This is a genomic window from Mesobacillus maritimus (genome assembly GCF_019749255.1).
Lineage (GTDB): Bacteria > Bacillota > Bacilli > Bacillales > Cytobacillaceae > Mesobacillus_B > Mesobacillus_B maritimus_A.
On the sequence record NZ_JACWFH010000012.1, the window covers coordinates 361,015 to 378,416 of the forward strand.

At 38.3% G+C, this 17,402-nt stretch carries 14 protein-coding genes; 7 read left to right on the top strand and 7 right to left on the bottom strand.

What is annotated here, in order from left to right:
- Positions 1 to 26: 26 nt before the first annotated feature.
- Both ectA and H0185_RS12075 read right to left on the bottom strand, forming a co-directional pair.
- Positions 27 to 536 carry a diaminobutyrate acetyltransferase gene (gene ectA / locus H0185_RS12070; protein WP_221873737.1) on the bottom strand — a complete coding sequence of 170 codons (510 nt, stop codon included), beginning with the start codon at positions 534 to 536 and terminating at the stop codon, positions 27 to 29.
- 398 nt (positions 537 to 934) lie between these two features.
- Positions 935 to 2,515 (bottom strand): BCCT family transporter, encoded by a 1,581-nt coding sequence (locus H0185_RS12075; protein WP_221873738.1) that lies wholly within the window; start codon positions 2,513 to 2,515, stop codon positions 935 to 937.
- Positions 2,516 to 2,781: 266 nt separating this feature from the next.
- Between H0185_RS12075 and H0185_RS12080 the strand changes: the two genes are divergently transcribed.
- The 3 genes from H0185_RS12080 (at position 2,782) to H0185_RS12090 (ending at position 7,209) form a co-directional block, all read left to right on the top strand.
- Positions 2,782 to 3,549 carry a nuclease-related domain-containing protein gene (locus tag H0185_RS12080; RefSeq protein WP_343223143.1) on the top strand — a complete coding sequence of 256 codons (768 nt, stop codon included), beginning with the start codon at positions 2,782 to 2,784 and terminating at the stop codon, positions 3,547 to 3,549.
- A 1,040-nt stretch (positions 3,550 to 4,589) separates the two neighbouring features.
- Positions 4,590 to 5,486, top strand: coding sequence for a sulfurtransferase (locus tag H0185_RS12085; RefSeq protein WP_221873739.1), 897 nt, complete (start codon positions 4,590 to 4,592; stop codon positions 5,484 to 5,486).
- Between the two features lie 304 nt (positions 5,487 to 5,790).
- The gene (locus tag H0185_RS12090; RefSeq protein ID WP_221873740.1) at positions 5,791 to 7,209 is read left to right on the top strand and encodes a peptide MFS transporter; all 1,419 of its coding nucleotides are present in this window, start codon (positions 5,791 to 5,793) and stop codon (positions 7,207 to 7,209) included.
- Between the two features lie 91 nt (positions 7,210 to 7,300).
- On the opposite strand, the gene H0185_RS12095 is transcribed toward H0185_RS12090, so the two are convergent.
- Entirely contained in the window at positions 7,301 to 8,188 is an 888-nt protein-coding gene (locus H0185_RS12095; protein WP_221873741.1) for a LysR family transcriptional regulator, read from the bottom strand.
- A gap of 135 nt (positions 8,189 to 8,323) precedes the next feature.
- On the opposite strand from H0185_RS12095, the gene H0185_RS12100 reads away from it, so the two are divergent.
- The 3 genes from H0185_RS12100 to rluF all read left to right on the top strand — a co-directional run bounded on the left by H0185_RS12100 (position 8,324) and on the right by rluF (position 11,475).
- Positions 8,324 to 9,514, top strand: coding sequence for a coenzyme F420-0:L-glutamate ligase (locus H0185_RS12100; protein WP_221873742.1), 1,191 nt, complete (start codon positions 8,324 to 8,326; stop codon positions 9,512 to 9,514).
- A gap of 152 nt (positions 9,515 to 9,666) precedes the next feature.
- Positions 9,667 to 10,452, top strand: coding sequence for an SDR family NAD(P)-dependent oxidoreductase (locus H0185_RS12105; protein ID WP_221873743.1), 786 nt, complete (start codon positions 9,667 to 9,669; stop codon positions 10,450 to 10,452).
- A gap of 315 nt (positions 10,453 to 10,767) precedes the next feature.
- Entirely contained in the window at positions 10,768 to 11,475 is a 708-nt protein-coding gene (gene rluF, locus H0185_RS12110) for a 23S rRNA pseudouridine(2604) synthase RluF (protein ID WP_221873744.1), read from the top strand.
- 91 nt (positions 11,476 to 11,566) lie between these two features.
- Here rluF and H0185_RS12115 read toward each other — a convergent pair whose 3' ends face one another.
- Complete coding sequence (locus H0185_RS12115) at positions 11,567 to 12,088, bottom strand: DoxX family membrane protein (RefSeq protein WP_246629142.1); 522 nt, start codon at positions 12,086 to 12,088, stop codon at positions 11,567 to 11,569.
- A 521-nt stretch (positions 12,089 to 12,609) separates the two neighbouring features.
- Between H0185_RS12115 and H0185_RS12120 the strand changes: the two genes are divergently transcribed.
- Entirely contained in the window at positions 12,610 to 13,842 is a 1,233-nt protein-coding gene (locus H0185_RS12120; protein ID WP_221873745.1) for an EAL and HDOD domain-containing protein, read from the top strand.
- A gap of 309 nt (positions 13,843 to 14,151) precedes the next feature.
- On the opposite strand, the gene H0185_RS12125 is transcribed toward H0185_RS12120, so the two are convergent.
- From H0185_RS12125 to H0185_RS12135, 3 genes are all read right to left on the bottom strand, one after another.
- Positions 14,152 to 15,960 carry an endo-1,4-beta-xylanase gene (locus H0185_RS12125; protein WP_221873746.1) on the bottom strand — a complete coding sequence of 603 codons (1,809 nt, stop codon included), beginning with the start codon at positions 15,958 to 15,960 and terminating at the stop codon, positions 14,152 to 14,154.
- 666 nt (positions 15,961 to 16,626) lie between these two features.
- Positions 16,627 to 17,106: a 23S rRNA (pseudouridine(1915)-N(3))-methyltransferase RlmH gene (gene rlmH, locus H0185_RS12130; protein ID WP_221873747.1), complete on the bottom strand. Its 480-nt coding sequence runs from the start codon at positions 17,104 to 17,106 to the stop codon at positions 16,627 to 16,629.
- A gap of 91 nt (positions 17,107 to 17,197) precedes the next feature.
- Positions 17,198 to 17,359, bottom strand: coding sequence for a CxxH/CxxC protein (locus tag H0185_RS12135; RefSeq protein WP_221873748.1), 162 nt, complete (start codon positions 17,357 to 17,359; stop codon positions 17,198 to 17,200).
- Between the last annotated feature and the right edge of the window lie 43 nt (positions 17,360 to 17,402).

Here is a 17,402-nt window from a genome sequence, read left to right on the forward strand (position 1 = left end):
AAAGCAAGTGAGCTTTTCTTATCTGTTTAAAAGGGACCTATACGATATGTTTGCTCAGCTTCATGTCCGGGTTCCGGAAACATCTCTTCAGTAAAACAATCTGAAATTTCACAGGGACAATTCATCCGCTTAGCTAGGCCTTTAAAGAGGGATTGTGATGGCAGGTTAGAAGGAGATACAGTTGCCTCTAGGTAGTGAACATTTTCACATGCATCTCTGCTCAATAACTCATTTAAAAGCTTATTCCCTATTCCTTGCCCCCGATACATTTGGTTAACAGCTACTTGCCAAACAAATATCGTATCAGGAGATGCAGGTGGACGGAAAGCGGACACAAAGCCGATCATTTCATCCTTATCTTCTGCGACTACACATGTATCACCAAAGTAGTTGCTAAACATGAGATAAGAATAGGCTGAGTTTAAATCCATATTACTGGTATTTTTAATCAGTTCCCACATTTTCGCCCCATCTTCTTTAGTAGGATTTCGATAGGAAAACGAGGTAAGTTTATCTAACTCTGTTGTTTTTATCATTTATGGTGTTTGGATCCTCCTTTGATCAAAGATAGAAATTCATTTAGGAAATTGTCTAGCCCTGGCACCAAGTGACTATTGAATTCACTGGCGGATGCCTCCGCATTTCCTAAATCCCCTAACGTTAATTATCATAACGGGAATAAAAAATAGCGTCAAAGCGCTTATTCTACGGTTAATGTATATAATCAAGGCTGAATTGTAATAAGGTATGCTCAGCTTGTTCAGATATCAAAATCCCCTTGTTTCCTCTTAAATACTCCGAATCGACAAAATATTTCAAATTTTAAACAAACGCTCTTTAAGCCCTTTTTGTATCGGAAAAACCTTTTGATTACAACAAAAAGACCGAGTAATCATCTGTTAAACAAATGATCTACTCGGCTTTTACATTTCCCTTATTTATTTTTCTTTTTTTCCTTTTTTCCCGTTTCTTGCGCCTTATTGGCTGCTTCCTCTAGTCGGCGGAATCGCCTTAAATCCGCTTTTCTAATCGGCAATGGTTCTTTTGCAAGCAGTTTTCCAATAGCAAACATAAGGAGCATTAAAATAATGGTGAATGGTAGAGCCGCAATCAATGAGGCGGTTTGCAATGCTTCTAGTCCTCCAGCATATAATAAAACAGCTGCAATGGCTGACATTAGCACTCCCCAGACTACCTTTGCATATTGCGGTGGGTTCAAGCTACCAAACATCGTCATACTAGCAAGAATATAAGTAGCAGAGTCTGCTGATGTAACTAAAAAGGTAAAAATGAGCAATATTGACAATATAGATAGAATTGTTTTAAACGGTAAATATTCATAGGTTTCAAATAGTGCTTTCGTTAAATCAGCGTTAACGGCTCCAGCAATATTAGTCCCATTAGTTAAGTCATTCCACAAACCAGTACCACCAAATGTCGCAATCCAAATACAAGCAATCAGGGGTGGAATGATCATAACCCCTATGATGTATTCACGTATCGTCCTACCTCTAGAAACCCTCGCAACAAAAGCACCCACATAAGGAGACCAGGCAATAGCCCAAGCCCAATAAAAGATCGTCCAATCTCGGACCCAGGTTCCGCCTCTATATGGCTGTAACCTTAGGCTATACTGGACAAAGTTTGTCAAATAATCACCTAGCCCCAATGTAAAGGACTCTAAGATAAACACTGTTGGTCCAGTAAAAAAAACAAATAATAAAAGGACTATGGCTAATCCTAAATTAAGATTACTCAAGTATTTTATACCTTTTTCCAGACCCGTTGATGAAGATAGCATATAGGCAATGAATATAACGATGATAATGATCATTTGGACAGCGACTGAATTCTTCATCCCAAAGACCACATTTAAACCACCATTCATCTGCAAAACCCCTAGACCAATCGAGGTGGCAATCCCCATAACGGTTGCAATAACAGCTAAAGAATCAATGGTTTTTTTAACTGCAGGTTTATCCCCAGTGACTGGTTCTAATGCAGTGGAGACCAGTCCATCTTTCTGTCTTCGAAACTGTAAAAATCCAATGACAAGTCCCACGATTGCGAATACCGACCACTGACTAACGCCCCAGTGAAAAAAGGAATATCCCATTGCAAGACGTGCCGCCTCTTCTGTTTGAGGAGTCGTTCCATGTGTGGGGGGCGTGAAAAAGTGGCTCATCGGCTCAGCAACTCCCCAGAAAACCAACCCTGCCCCAAAGCCAGCTGAAAACAACATCCCAATCCAAGTAAAGAAAGAGAATTCAGGGCGTTCTTTTTCTCCTCCCAAACGAATTGCCCCATATTTACTGATAGCAAGGCCAACTAGGAAAATAATTAAAATTAATACGGCAAGTAAGTAAAACCATCCAAAGTTTATCGTTGTAAAATCAAAGAGCTTTCCTGCCACATCACCAAATTTTTTTGGTACCACCGCTCCCAATACAACCAGTATGGATATCACTATGGCCGACACTAAAAATACAGTGTTCTTCCAGCTATTGTTATTCATGTCAGTCCCCCCAACAAATCTCTTATATATTATTACCCAGTTTTTAACGAATTAAGGGGAACTATTCAGATTATCCAAAAAATGGTGCTACAAGGGCTAACTCTTTGCTAAAGGTAATTGGTTTCCTTGCCAACATAGTCAAAACTATATAAGCATTGTAGTTATGTAGACCTTCCTAAAAAGTTAACAGAACATACATAACCGAAAAAAAGTATATACATTATTTATAATAAAATTGACTTATAGACCAAGAAAGGAAGTGGCGAATGTTACTTAAACGTCGAACGGAATCAACAGAATTATTGGGTTTGCGCTATTTAAATACTCGAATGGACTTACCTACAAAAGATAAATTTCATTATTTAAACCTCGAAAAGGGCTATGAAGGTGAACGAAGGTTTGATCTTCTAATAGAAGGTCTTGCGGAAGAAAGATATATCATTAATGACTTACTGCTAGAAGTAAACAATTCCTATTTTCAAATAGATACAATGATTATCTCACAGGAGGCTATTCACCTTTTGGAGATAAAAAACTATCAAGGTGATTTCTACTTAGAATCAGACAAGCTATATGCTGTCGCTAACAATCGTGAATATAAAAATCCTATTGATCAGCTTAAAAGGAGTACAGCTCTACTTCATCAACTACTCCGTGACTTAAAACTAAGTTACCCGATTGAATCAGTAGCAATTTTTAATAACCCTGAATTCACCTTATACCAAGCTCCAATGAATTACCCCATTATCCTTCCTACTCAACTAAACCGCTTTTTAAAGGATTTAAATGGAAACCCATCTAAATTAAATGATGGACACAAAAAACTTGCACAAAAGTTAATTTCACTGCACAAAAACCACAACCCATTCACCGTTTTACCCAATTATTCTTACGGGCAACTGCAACCAGGAGTCTATTGTAAAAATTGTTTTTCCTTTTTGATTTCCGTAGAAAACAACAAATTGGTATGCAATCATTGCGGCTGCCATGAAGAGATTGCACCAGCTGTTTTAAGGAATGTCGAAGGAGTATAAGCTGTTATTCCCTGAAAAAAAGGTTACCTCTAAAGAAATTAAGAATTGGTGCAACGTAGATTTAAGTACCAAAACATTTCATAGAATTCTAAAAAGACATTTTACTGCATACGGAAAAACAAGTGATACGTATTATACATAGTCCTGAGTTTGGAATAGCCCTTATCTTCGGACTAAGTTTACCTTTTTGCAGGATCCAGTGTCCGAATAGCACCCCTATTCGGACTTGCACTTTCATTTCTCCGCTTGCTCTGTCCGAACTCCACCTCTATTCGGACTCAAACCTCTTCTTTCTCCGCCTCCTCTGTTCGAACTCCACCTCTATTCGGACTCAAAACTCTTTCTCTGCCTCCTCTGTCCGAACTCTACCTCTATTCGGACTCAAACCTCTCTTTCTCCCCCTCCTCTGTCCGAACTCTACCTCTATTCGGACTCTGACTATTCTTTCTCCGCCTCCTCTGTCCGAACTCTACCTCTATTCGGACTCAAACCTCTTCTTTCTCCTTCCCTCTGTCCGAACCGCATTTCTATTCGGACTCAAACCTCTTCTTTCTCTGCCTCCTCTGTCCGAACTCTACCTCTATTCGGACTCAAAACTCTTCTTTCTCCGCCTACTCTGTCCGAACTCCACCTCTATTCGGACTCAAAACTCTCTTTCTCTGCCTCCTCTGTCCGAACTCTACCTCTATTCGGACTCAAAACTCTCTTTCTCCCCCTCCTCTGTCCGAACTCTACCTCTATTCGGACCCAAACCTCCCTTTCTCTGCCTCCTCTGTCCGAACTCCACCTCTATTCGGACTCTGACTATTCTTTCTCCTCCTACTCTGTCCGAACAATCTTAAACTGGACCAGACCAACTTCATCCTACAAATTTGCTGTTCCGATTAGGATTATGCATCAAACTCCTCCTAAAATTACCAGAGTGTATCGCTAAGAAAACGCATCATTAAACCTCAAGAAACCGTCATTATACTCATATTTTTCTTTTATATGGTAAGGTTAATTTAGAAGGTTTTGATTGAGTGAAACGGAGGATTAAGATGAACAAGCACCCATTGATAGTGAATACAGAGTGGTTAGCGGAGAGGTTAGAAGATCCAAATTTAAGGATCCTAGATGCCACTACATTTTTAAAAATGCCAGATAAAGAAAATGAAGAGGTGGGCATGTGGTCAGGGAGAGATGCCTATAATCAAGGTCATATTCCTGGAGCAGTTTACGCCGATTTAATGCATGAACTATCCGACCCCGAAGCCCCTCTTCCCATGATGGTTCCGCCACGGGAGCAATTTGTCAATAAAATAGAGGAACTAGGTGTTGGAGACGGAACATATGTAGTTATTTACGATCAAGGCGCATTAGTAGGGAGTCCAGTGGTTGCTGCTCAGTGGGCTTCACGATTAGCTTGGCAGCTGCGCTATGAAGGGTTTGATGATATTTCTGTCCTTGAAGGTGGTTTTCAAAAATGGAAAGAAGAAGGACGCCCCATTACAACTGAGCCCGGTCATTATTCACGAGCGAAATTTACCGGTAGCCGCCGTCCAGAGCTATTGGCTACAAAAGAAGATGTTAAAAGAGCAATGCAAGATGAAAGTATTATTCTCATCAATAGCTTATCACCCGAGGATTTCCGAGGCGAAACAAACACTTATCCACGAAAGGGTCATATTCCTACTAGCGTCAATGTTTTCTTTGGTAGTCATGGCGATCCGAAAACCAGGAAGGTCAACGATGAAACTAGTATACGAGAGACCTTTGAAAAGGTGGGAGCATTAGACCCTAATAAAAAAGTAATCACCTACTGCGGTGGTGGGATAGCCGCTACCTGGAATGCGCTTCTTCTAAATATGCTAGGACAAAAGAATGTAGCTGTATATGACGGTTCAATGAATGAGTGGGCAAGTGACCCTGATTGCCCGTTAATTACAGGTAGCTAAACTCTAAACTTACATAATAGGATGGGAAGGTCACAAAGACTTTTCCATCTTTTTTTCGCCCTTTTCCCCTGCTGCTAGGTCAGAGTACTCCAAGAGTTTTTTTGTACGTCCCTTGCTATACTAGTAGAATAAATATTCAGTTTTTTTCAACAACTGCTATCACCCCTTTTATCCCTCCTCTATTTTCGAATTCTCTGTGAAACTGTTGTTTTCTTCCTATTATTCTTAAATTTTTCTATTGACGTATTTATAATAAAAAATTAGAATAATTATGCTAAAATAATATTTTATTTGGAGGCGTAACATGGATACCACCATGACAAAGCAAACACAGAAGCATCCTCCTGGATTATATCTGTTGTTTATGACAGAAATGTGGGAACGATTTAGTTATTATGGGATGAGAGCCATTCTAATTCTTTATTTGACCAAGTCCTTGGTAAGTGGCGGATTAGGAATGAATGAAGGTTCTGCTCTAATGTTATATGGATTTTTTACAGGAGCTGTTTATTTTACACCCTTAATCGGTGGTTTTCTTGCCGACAGATATTTAGGCCAACGCTTAGCGATTACAATTGGCGGGTTCACAATGGCAGCAGGAAACTTTGTGCTATTTGCTCATCAAAGCTTTACTGCCGTATATATCGGTTTAGGCTTACTCATTATTGGGAATGGGTTTTTCAAACCAAATATCTCTACTATTGTTGGTGAGCTCTACGGTCCAACCGACAAACGCCGGGATGCTGCGTTCACCATTTTCTACATGGGGATTAATACAGGTGCCTTCTTCGCACCGCTAATAATCGGTGCTATTACTGATAAGTGGTTCGCAGTACAGGCGAGCGGAATCATCGAATATGGTTATAAATATGGATTCCTTGCTTCGGCAATCGGTATGATCATTGGTCAGATCCTATTTAATATGTTAGGCAATCGTTTCTTAGGCAATATTGGTAAAAAACCTGTTGAAAAACCACAGGATTCAACTACTAGTATAGTAGAAAAACAAACACTCACAAAAGTGGAGAAAAACAGAACGAAAGTGATTTTTATCTTAGCAGCGTTTGTTGTTTTCTTCTGGGCTGGGTTTGAACAAGCCGGCGGTGCACTAAGCATTTATACAGATAAATTTATTGATCGTACTCTTTTTGGATGGGAAGTACCAACATCTTGGTTCCAATCCGTTAACCCATTATTCATTATTCTCCTAGCACCGCTTGTATCGATGCTATGGACTAAACTATCAAATACAAAGCGTGGCGACCTACCAGTCCCTACAAAAATGGCATTTGGAATGATTATGCTAGGATTTGGTTTCATCGTATTATTATTTGCGATTATGCAAACAGGTAGCGATGAAAGCAATATTACAGCGAAAGCGAACATCATGTTTATCATTTTCACCTATCTTTTCCATACAATTGGTGAATTGTTCCTATCTCCTGTAGGTCTTTCATTTGTAAGTAAATATGCGCCAATTAAATTTGCTTCTTTACTAATGGCCGTATGGATGGCAAGCTCATTCGTAGCAAATATCCTTGCTGGTCAATTAGGAGCCTTTACTGAAAGCATGGGCTATCTTGAAGTGTTTGCTGTCATTGGCCTTGCTGCGATCGTTCTTGGCCTCGTCCTTCTTTCACTATCCAAAAAGCTTGTGAAAATGTTAGGCGATGACGAAAAAGAGGCAGAACAAGTTGAAGATGTCTTATTAAAAGCAAATTAAGAGAAATCAGCTTCTACAAAAAAGTACAACTAGGTTCAACTAGTTGTACTTTTTTGTTACAATGCTTTTGTAAAGTACGCCCCACACTTACTTATTTAAGAGCGTTTATGCCCCCCACAAATTTCTCTGCTGCACGGGATAATGGTACTGATTTTAAGCTTACGATCCCAATACTCCGACTTGGGATTTCCTCTTCTAATACCACTTCGTATAAAAGGCCCTTACTTAAATACTCTTCTGCAAATTCCTTTACCACACATGAAATACCTAAGTTGTTTTTTGCAAAATCCATCACTAAATCATAGGACCCAAGCTCAAAAACCGGCGAAACCTGTAACCCCTTTTTCTTAATAAAACGTTCCACGTACATTCGGGAAATTGTTTTTTTCTCTAAAAATATTAAAGGTAATTCCATTAAACGCTCTAAACGAACTGGTTTTGCTGTTATTTTTTTATACTTGGTGCCACAGACAAAAATATCATGAATCTCCATACACGGAGTAATCTCAAGATGTTCATCATGGATAGGCAGATTACATATCCCGACATCTGCTGCACCTGATTTGATAAAGGTGACAATTTCGGAAGTCGTTCCATTAAGAATTTTTAGTTTAATCCCAGGATATTTGAAACGAAAGTCCTCTAAATATGGTAATAAAAAATAGCGGGAGATGGTATCGCCAACACCAATTCGCAACTCCCCGTTCTTCAACATTTTAAAATCGAGCAGTTTATCTTCAGCTGCTTGAATAATGCCTAGAGCGGAGTTCACATAATCATTTAGTATTTTTCCTTCGTTTGTTAAGACTACGCCCTTTGATGTTCGATAAAAAAGCTGAATGTCCAACTCCTTCTCAAGCTTCAAAATGGATTGGCTTACAGCGGACTGTGTCATAAACAGTTCCTCTGCTGCTTTTGAAAAACTGTTTTTTTGACTAACTACATTAAAGACCCGATATAAATCTAATTTCCCCTTCACATTAATTCTCCTAATAGCAGATATTATAATTATTAATTTTACTTATATCATGTTATAAGGGTATAGTAAATATGGAGCTAACAAAGATTATAAATAGTTTTATACATATTGATTGATTTTAGAGGAGAGATTCAATTGGAAAGAGTCGTTGGAACAACCGTAAGAGGTCTTCGTGGACCAATTATTAATAAAGGTGATAACTTAGAAGAGATTATTGTAGATACAGTATTAAATGCTGCAAAAGTCGAAGGTTTTTCAATTAATGATCGCGACATTATTACTGTAACGGAGTCCATTGTAGGGCGTGCACAAGGAAACTATGCGACCATTGACGACATCGCTACAGATGTACAAGGTAAATTTGGCGAAGATACCGTTGGAGTTATCTTCCCAATTCTTAGCCGTAATCGCTTTTCTATTTTGCTACGTGGAATTGCCAAAGGAACTAAAAAAGTTGTCTTAATGCTAAGCTATCCGTCTGATGAAGTTGGAAACCACCTAGTCAGTATCGATCAATTAGACGAAAAAGGAATTAATCCTTGGACAGATGTATTAACAGAAGCTGAATTCCGCGAGCATTTCGGTTTTAACAAACATACCTTTACTGGTGTGGACTATATCGAATACTACAAAAGTTTAGTGGAAGCTGAAGGCGCTACCTGCGAAGTGATCTTCTCAAACAACCCTAAGACAATCTTAGATTATACAAAGAGTGTCTTAACTTGTGACATTCACACACGTTTCCGTACAAAGCGCATCCTCACAAACAATGGTGCGGAGAAGGTCTATGGCTTAGATGATATTCTAACTGAGTCAGTCAATGATAGTGGCTTTAATGAAGCTTATGGTCTGCTTGGATCAAATAAAGCAACAGAAGAAAGCGTAAAATTATTCCCAAATAATTGCCAACCACTTGTTGATGCTATTCAAGCGACCATTAAGGAAAAGACTGGAAAAACAGTTGAAGTCATGGTTTATGGTGATGGTGCGTTTAAAGACCCTGTCGGAAAGATTTGGGAGCTCGCTGACCCAGTTGTTTCCCCTGCTTACACAGCGGGACTTGAAGGTACTCCAAACGAAGTGAAATTAAAATACTTGGCTGACAATAACTTCGCTCATCTTCGTGGTGAAGAATTAAAACAAGCCATCTCTGAATACATCGTAAACAAAGATGAAGACCTTGTGGGTGCTATGGAAGCGCAAGGGACAACCCCTCGCCAACTAACAGATTTGATCGGATCATTGTCTGATTTAACTTCTGGCAGTGGTGATAAAGGAACACCATTCATTTATATTCAAGGTTATTTTGATAACTATACAAAGTAATGTTAAAACAGTAGAGGATGCCTGCATAGGTATCCTCTTTCTGTTCTGCTTAATTACTGCTTAAACCATAATACAAAGAATGCCAGACATTTAAACCACATATATATATTAAATAGTTCATTTTTTATTACAAAAATATATGGGGGTATGGGATGAAAGTCTTCAATAAAGTCATTGTCGTAACAGGTGCTGGTGGTGGAATTGGGCAAGAACTTGTGAAACAACTTCTAGAAAAAGGAGCTAGAGTGGCTGCAATTATTCACAAATCCGGACTTGAGGATATACAGGGATTAGCATCCACCTATGGCGACAAGATTTCAACACATAAGGCTAATTTAGCAATCAGAGCTGAGGTGGAAAAGCTTCCAGAGGATATTATTGCTGCTCACGGGTGCATAGATGCCATTATTAATAATGCAGGCATCGTTCAACATTTTCACAGTCTAAACGACCTTGACTATGAACAAATACAAAAAGTCATGGATGTTAACTTTTACGGTACGCTTTATATGTGTAAATCCTTCTTACCCTATCTTTTAAAACGACCAGAAGCCCACATTTCTAATGTTTCCAGCATGGGTGGGTTTCTACCTGTGCCGCTTCAATCGGTGTATTCAGCCTCAAAAGGAGCCGTAAAAATGTTAACAGAAGGCCTACAGTTAGAGCTTAGAGGTACCAATGTAGGCGTTACGGTTGTGTTTCCTGGTGGCGTAGACACGAACCTCGTCCAAAACTCTGGAATAGATAGAAGTGGAGTAGAGAGCCATTCATATAAGATGCTCAGTCCAAATGAAGCAGCTGCAATCATTATTAATGGGATGGAAAATAATAAATACCGAGTATTAGCTGGCAATGATGCGAAAATAATGGATTTTTTATATCGTTTAAATCCTAAAAAAGCAACGGACATCATTGCAAAAAAGATAAAAACACTTTAACTCTACACATCATTGTTTCATAATGATCGTTTTTTTCAAATATGACCACCGTCTAACTATGCCTCTCAACAAACTTGTAATATGTATACCACTTGACTCTTACAACCTACCTTTTACAAAAAGTTCACCAAGGTAAGTGTCTCTTCTAGCACATATCTAAATTCCATCCCCCTCTTGAATGCTATACATCGAGTCAAAATCTCATTTACTATTGGTAAGAACCAAAGTAATTATTTAAATGAGGTTTTGATTCGCTCTTTAAACTAAGGTATATTTGTTACACCAAACAATTATTAAACTAAGGTCGTGATAAACATGCGTGTTAATAAATATATTAGTGAAGCTGGAAAAGCATCTAGGCGAGGTGCGGACAAATTAATTACCGAAGGAAGAGTCACAATCAATGGAAAACGTGCACAAATAGGCGATCAAGTCGAGCCTGGGGATGATGTCCTAGTAAATGGAGCACCGGTTCGGGTAGCTAGAAATTATGTCTATCTTGCCTTAAATAAACCTGTAGGGATTACAAGTACCACAGAAAAGAAAGTAAAGGGAAATATTGTTGACTTAGTGAATCATCCATTAAGAGTTTTTAATATAGGACGACTAGATAAAGATTCAGAAGGCCTAATCCTCCTTACAAACGATGGTGATATTGTTAATGAAATTTTACGCTCTGAAAATAAGCATGAAAAAGAATATATTGTTTCAGTAGACAAGCCGATCACTCCTGAGTTTGTAAAAAAAATGTCTGAAGGAGTTAAAATACTAGGTACAAAAACACTTCCTTGTGAAGTAAGACCGTTATCAAAATTTGATTTTCAAATTATTTTAACACAGGGGTTAAATCGGCAAATCCGCCGCATGTGCGAAGAGTTAGGCTATGAAGTCTATAGACTGCAAAGAACTCGGATTATGAATATTCATTTGGGAAACCTCCCTCCTGGACAATGGAGAGATTTATCAAAAAAGGAACGTACACAATTATTTAACGAACTAAACTATGAACCAAAAGAATGGTAAGGGGAAAATATTTTAGTAAGATTGGAGGGCAATGCAATCCAAAGCATGCCCTTCACTCTCTTCACTTCTGAAAAACGGTAGCGAGGAAACACTAGAACCGAATACGAACTTCTTTCATTTCCGTTCCAACCTTTTTTGTATCAAACTGCTTTTTGATATATGGGATAACAAAATGGTCAAGGCCGTAGTAATACCTTCCTTTGCCAATAAATAATAGAATCATTGCTACTACGAAAAACTTCGAATCTGGGCTAGCTAAACCAACTCCAGCCAGTATAAAGTTAATATTCATGAAGGCACCCGCTATTAAAGCTGGAATAGTCGCTAACCCTAAGATTAACCCTAAGCCAACAAGAAATTCTCCCCAAGGGATAAGGATGTTAAAAAACTCTTGATTTGGGAGCGCAAATCCTTCAAGGAAAGAAGCATACCACCCTTGAACTGTAGGTTGGTCCCCCCTTGCACTTGAAATTGCTCCTTGTAAAAATCCACTTACATCAAATCCAGATCTAATTTTTGAATAACCTGCATCTAGCCATTGAAGCCCTAACCAAATTCGTAATATAGCTAACAAGAATGCCAACTTTCTTGTACCTAAAAATTTTCTCATCATCACTTTCTCCTTTTAGTTCTCTATCAGTCCACAGGATCCACTGAAAATCCTAAAATCCGATGTAGTCTACTATAAAAAATTGTGAATTATTTCACTTAACCCTCTACACATCTACTAGTTTCTAAGTTTCTCATCAGCAAGCTTTCCCCTTTCATTCTTGTATGATGATTATATTAACGAGTTATTCCATCATTGACATTGATTTAAATCAATTTACTAGGAAATAATTTTATTCATTCACTAACACATAGTAGCTACTTCTATTCTAGGTATTGGCCATAGAGCGGTTGCTAACCAATGAAAAGTTACATCCCCTTAAGAAAATTTGTGAATACTGTGTTCCTTAATCTAATGAGGCTTTAATCTAATAAAAAGTAGTGTGCACCATTGGGGTCAGGAACCATCTATAAAGCATTCTACTATTTTCTAAAAAATTTCCAATTTAAATACCCAAAAATAGAAAAAAATGTATAATTATTGAAGAATACAACAGGAAACTGCGTTTTGTAACTAGGGGGATTATGATGGAGGTTTTTGTTGCTAGACAACCAATTTATACAAAATCAAAAGAAATCTATTCTTATGAATTGCTCTATCGAAATGATAACAATAATGGCTTTTCCAATATTGATGGTGATGTTGCCACAGCTGATGTCATTATCAATAGCTTTATTAATATAGGCATGGATGAACTTGCTAATGGAAAACCCTGTTTTATCAATTTTACAAAAAACCTTCTACAATCTAAAATTCCAACCTATTTTAAGCCAAACCAAATTGTAGTAGAAATATTAGAATCAGTAGCAGTAGATCTAACCCTTTTAGATATTTGTAAAGAACTCAAAGCTCAAGGGTACAAAATTGCCCTTGATGATTTTGTTTTACATTTGGATAACCCATTCACATTAAAAATTATGGAATACATAGATATTATTAAGGTGGATTTTAGAGAAACGACCGTACCTATGAGAAAAGAAATTGAAGAAATCGCTTTAAGATACAAGATTAAATTACTAGCGGAAAAGGTAGAGACATTGGAGGAATATGAATTAGCGGCTAAAAATGGCTATGAGTACTTTCAGGGTTACTTTTTTTCTAAACCCTCCATTGTATCTAGTAATGATGTTCCTGACTATTTTCAAAACTATCTTCTAATAATCAATCATTTATCTACGAATGAACCTGATCTCAATTATATAACTCAGTTAATCGAACAAGACTTATCTCTATCTTACAAATTACTTAAATTAATTCATTCACCAGCCTATCGTCCAGTAAATAAAATTAATTCCATTAAACAGGCCATTATTCGCCTAGGCTTTAAGGAGCTTAAGAAATGGCTATATATCCTAGCTATCCGTGGAAATAGTACTAAGAATAGTGAATGGACAAATGAGTTATATATGAACAGCCTAACTAGAGCAAAGATGTGTGAACGAATCGCCGTTCATAAAAAAATTAAGCATGAAGCACCGTCCTACTTTTTAACAGGTATGTTTTCTCTAATGGATGCGATAATTGGTATAGAAATGAAAAAAATATTAAATCTAATGCCTTTACAAAAAGAAATATGTGATGCAATTTTAGGGGAGCCAAATCAGTTAAGAGAAATCCTGGAGTTATGTATTTCAGTAGAAAAAGGAGATTGGACTAACGTTAGTCTTAAATGCCTGGATCTCCAGATTGACGAAAGAACAGCTCTTACATTTCATAATGAAGCCTTTAAATGGTCAAAAGGTTTGGCAAATATCTAGTAATCTTAATTTGCAGGTAACGGAGGTGGAAAGATGGGTAGTTTTAAAGCTTCCCATCTTTCTTTTTTAAAAGAGGATCAAGCTACTCTTCCTTATAGAAGGTTCACCAGAAACCCTCAATTCCATATGATACGGTTCACTTCAATAGATCTATATAAGTTATTAAATTAAATAGTTTCTATTCACTTGGAGGGCTTGTTCGTGTCCACTGGGTATACTACGTTTGAATAAAAAGATCCCCTTGAGAAAAACTCCAAGGGGACTACTTTATATAGCTATATCTTTTATCTTTTGTACAAAATTTGTGAATTATTTCTTACCATCAATAAAGAATGTGTCTGGAGGCATGATTAAAATTCTTTCTTCCAACGCTGGATGGGATTCAAGAAAATTGAATACTGCTTTCCTGTAGGCAGGATTGGATAATTCCTTTTCTCCTTTCTTAATCGAACGAGGCTCGTTATTAAAAGATGCCTTAGGACCCATCTCCCTAGCAACCTCACTGATTAAGTTCCCACCTTTTTTTCCATTTTTATAAGCAGGCTTCAGATTATTGTAATCTAGAATGATCTCAGCCACTTTGGAGGCAGGGATTGGTTTAACATCTATAGGGTCAACGCCCAAGTAGCCTTCAGGATCGGATACTGCGTAGAAAGCGTCCTTCGGAGAGAAATCACTGTTCCAAAGCAGCGGATTGTGGCCTCTTCTCCAACTTTGACTGTCGTTCAGACCCCAGAATGTAACGCGGTCGATACTCGCTGCGTAATTTTTATAGAGTCTTAAGTATTCCGCAAAAACCTCAGCCTGGATTACCTCAATCTCAGAGCCGTTGGTGATTCCACGATTAATCCAGTAATTTCTCTGTTCCTCTGTGCCTGTCGCACCGATGATATGTTCAATCCCACGGTCTCTCAAATCCCTGTAACCAGTAGATGAACCAGTAGGCTCGGCGTTCCAAGGATACCAGGCGAACAAATCAAGCTCAGTGATCATCAGATCGACTCCAGCGGACAGAAGATTAAGGATGCCGTTTTCCACTTTGGATGGTGGGGTATCCATAATGTAATTGTGGGACTGCATCCCCACACCCTCAATTAACTGGCGAGAATCGTTCGGATACTCATTTTTGTACCGCTCGTTGAGTTCTTTCACCATCATTGCGGCCATCTTTGACTTTCCATCCTCGTACATATTAAAGTCGTTGTAGAATAACTTGGCGTCCGTATATTTACGTGCAAATACGAAAGCATCATAAATGAAGTCGCTCGGGTCTTCCCCTTCTACCATCCCGTTGCTATAAGCCTTATACCAGCCGCTCTGGTCTCCTTCGCGAAGATAATCTTTCCAATTCGCGTCATTAGGAACGCTTGGCAATTCATCAATGAATGCCTCGTTGACGACGTCCCAAGTTGTGACTACACCCGGATAATTGGTGTCAAAATGCTGTACTACAGTTTTGATATAGTGCTCCATGTTTTCTCTGGCCTGTGCTCTCGTGTAGTTGCCTCTAGTACCGCCGTTGACCCAGGTCGGAGTCTGACTGTGCCATACCAGCACGTGTCCATGCACCTTCTTGCCGCTTTCCTGTGCTTCTCTTACTAACTGGTCAGAGGCGTGATTCGACCCCTTGTAGATATTAAAAGTACCCTTCTGTCCAGCGTTTCCACTGGAAAGGCTTTCAGGCTTCATGTTATTTTCTGCGGTGAGGATGTTGAAATGGCTAGATGTCAACAAGCCTCGAGTATTGCCCGAATCCAAATTTCCAGAGCCGCTATAAATGTTGCCCATTTCGAAGTAATCCTCATAGGTTTTCCATAGTGACTCAGAGCCGTTTGCGACTCTCAGTGATGCGATACGTTTGTTTAAAGCAGTGATTGCCTCATTAATTTCGTCTTGCGTGGCGTTTTGATTCTCAACAAGACCCTTTACCTTATCGTATTCCATTTTGGCCAACCGATACGTTGCCGGGGTATAAACATTCTCATCAAGAGCCTCGAACTTGTCCAAGGCCGTCTGTGGAGAGGTATCACTGGTGTTAGCCAAGGCTGGCATCGTAAAAACTCCAGCCAGGAGAGCAAGCACCAAACAAATAGAAAATAACTTTCTCATATTTTTCATGATTTTTTGTCCTTTCATTTAATATTAATATTTGCTTCTTGAATTTCACTATGTTCATCTAGCGAACGAACAAAGTAGCATTTAAAACCCCAATAGAGATTCGCTACTGTTTTAAGAAGAAAGGAAATAGTATTCATTGCTATGATCTATGCTGTTACTTTACCTTGAATCACATCAAGATAGTAAACACTGGTTAAGATTTTCTGACTCATGCTTCATTAATGGAAGGGTTTACATTAAAAATTCCAATTTATCGTATTAAGAGAAAGACTTTTTCCCACACTATAGTTACTAGTTTGCTAACCTAGCAATAAAAAGAGGAACCTCCTTTTCATATAAATTCAATTCTTATGAATCATTGTATATAAATAATTCCCAACCGGAAACATTTAATGTTAGTTATTTTCAGACAAAAGAACCCATATTAGGACACACGCTTGTAGAATCCACCTGAAACATAGTCCCTTCCTATCAAACTAAACTCCGAATAACCAATTGCTAATGTAGTAATATGTCGAAATAATAGGTCGTTAGTAATACAAGTTATAAGGTAATAGACAATAGAAAATAATAAGCTTTGTCACTTACCTAACATCCTTATTGGAAAAAGATTAATGACAGTAAAAGCGACTCCTATTTTAGGAATCGCTAATTTTAAAACTTCATTTACTTATGATACGGTTCCCCACGATTAATCCGAAATGCCCGATAAATCTGCTCGACTAGAATAAGCCGCATTAACTGATGCGGAAACGTCATTTTTGAGAAGCTCAACTGCTCATCTGCCCGCTTTAACACTTCATTGCTTAGTCCTAGTGAACCACCGATTACAAATGCCACCTTGCTTTTCCCGTAGGTGGCCAGTTTATCAAGGTTTTCAGCTAGCCCTTCAGATGTCTTTAGTTTGCCATTAATCGCGAGGGCGATTACATATGTATCTTGGTGAATCTTTGCTAAGATTCTCTCCCCTTCTTTTTGTTTCACCTGCTCCATCTCGACTTCACTTAATTCTTCAGGAGCCTTTTCATCTGGAACTTCAAAAATTTCTATTTTAGCATAGCTATTTAGCCGTTTTATATATTCCTCTATCCCTTGTTTCAAGTACTTTTCTTTTAATTTCCCAACCGTTACAATTGAGATATGCACAGTTCATCCCCACTTTACAAACAGTTTACAAACAAGTTATTCACAGGAGTTATCCACATATTCACAGCGGTATCCACATTTAGTATGTAGATCATTCGTTCCCCACCATATATGCAGCAGGTTTTCCACAATATCCACAGGAATCTAGGCGGTTTTCCACATTTTCTATCTTTTCAAACGTAGGAGCGGTCTCGTGTTGACCTACAACTTCATCTAAAGCTTTTTCTACATGTTCTTCACAGCAATATATCATTTCTTCATCTCCAATCTCTTCCCTTTTCTTTATCAGTATAATC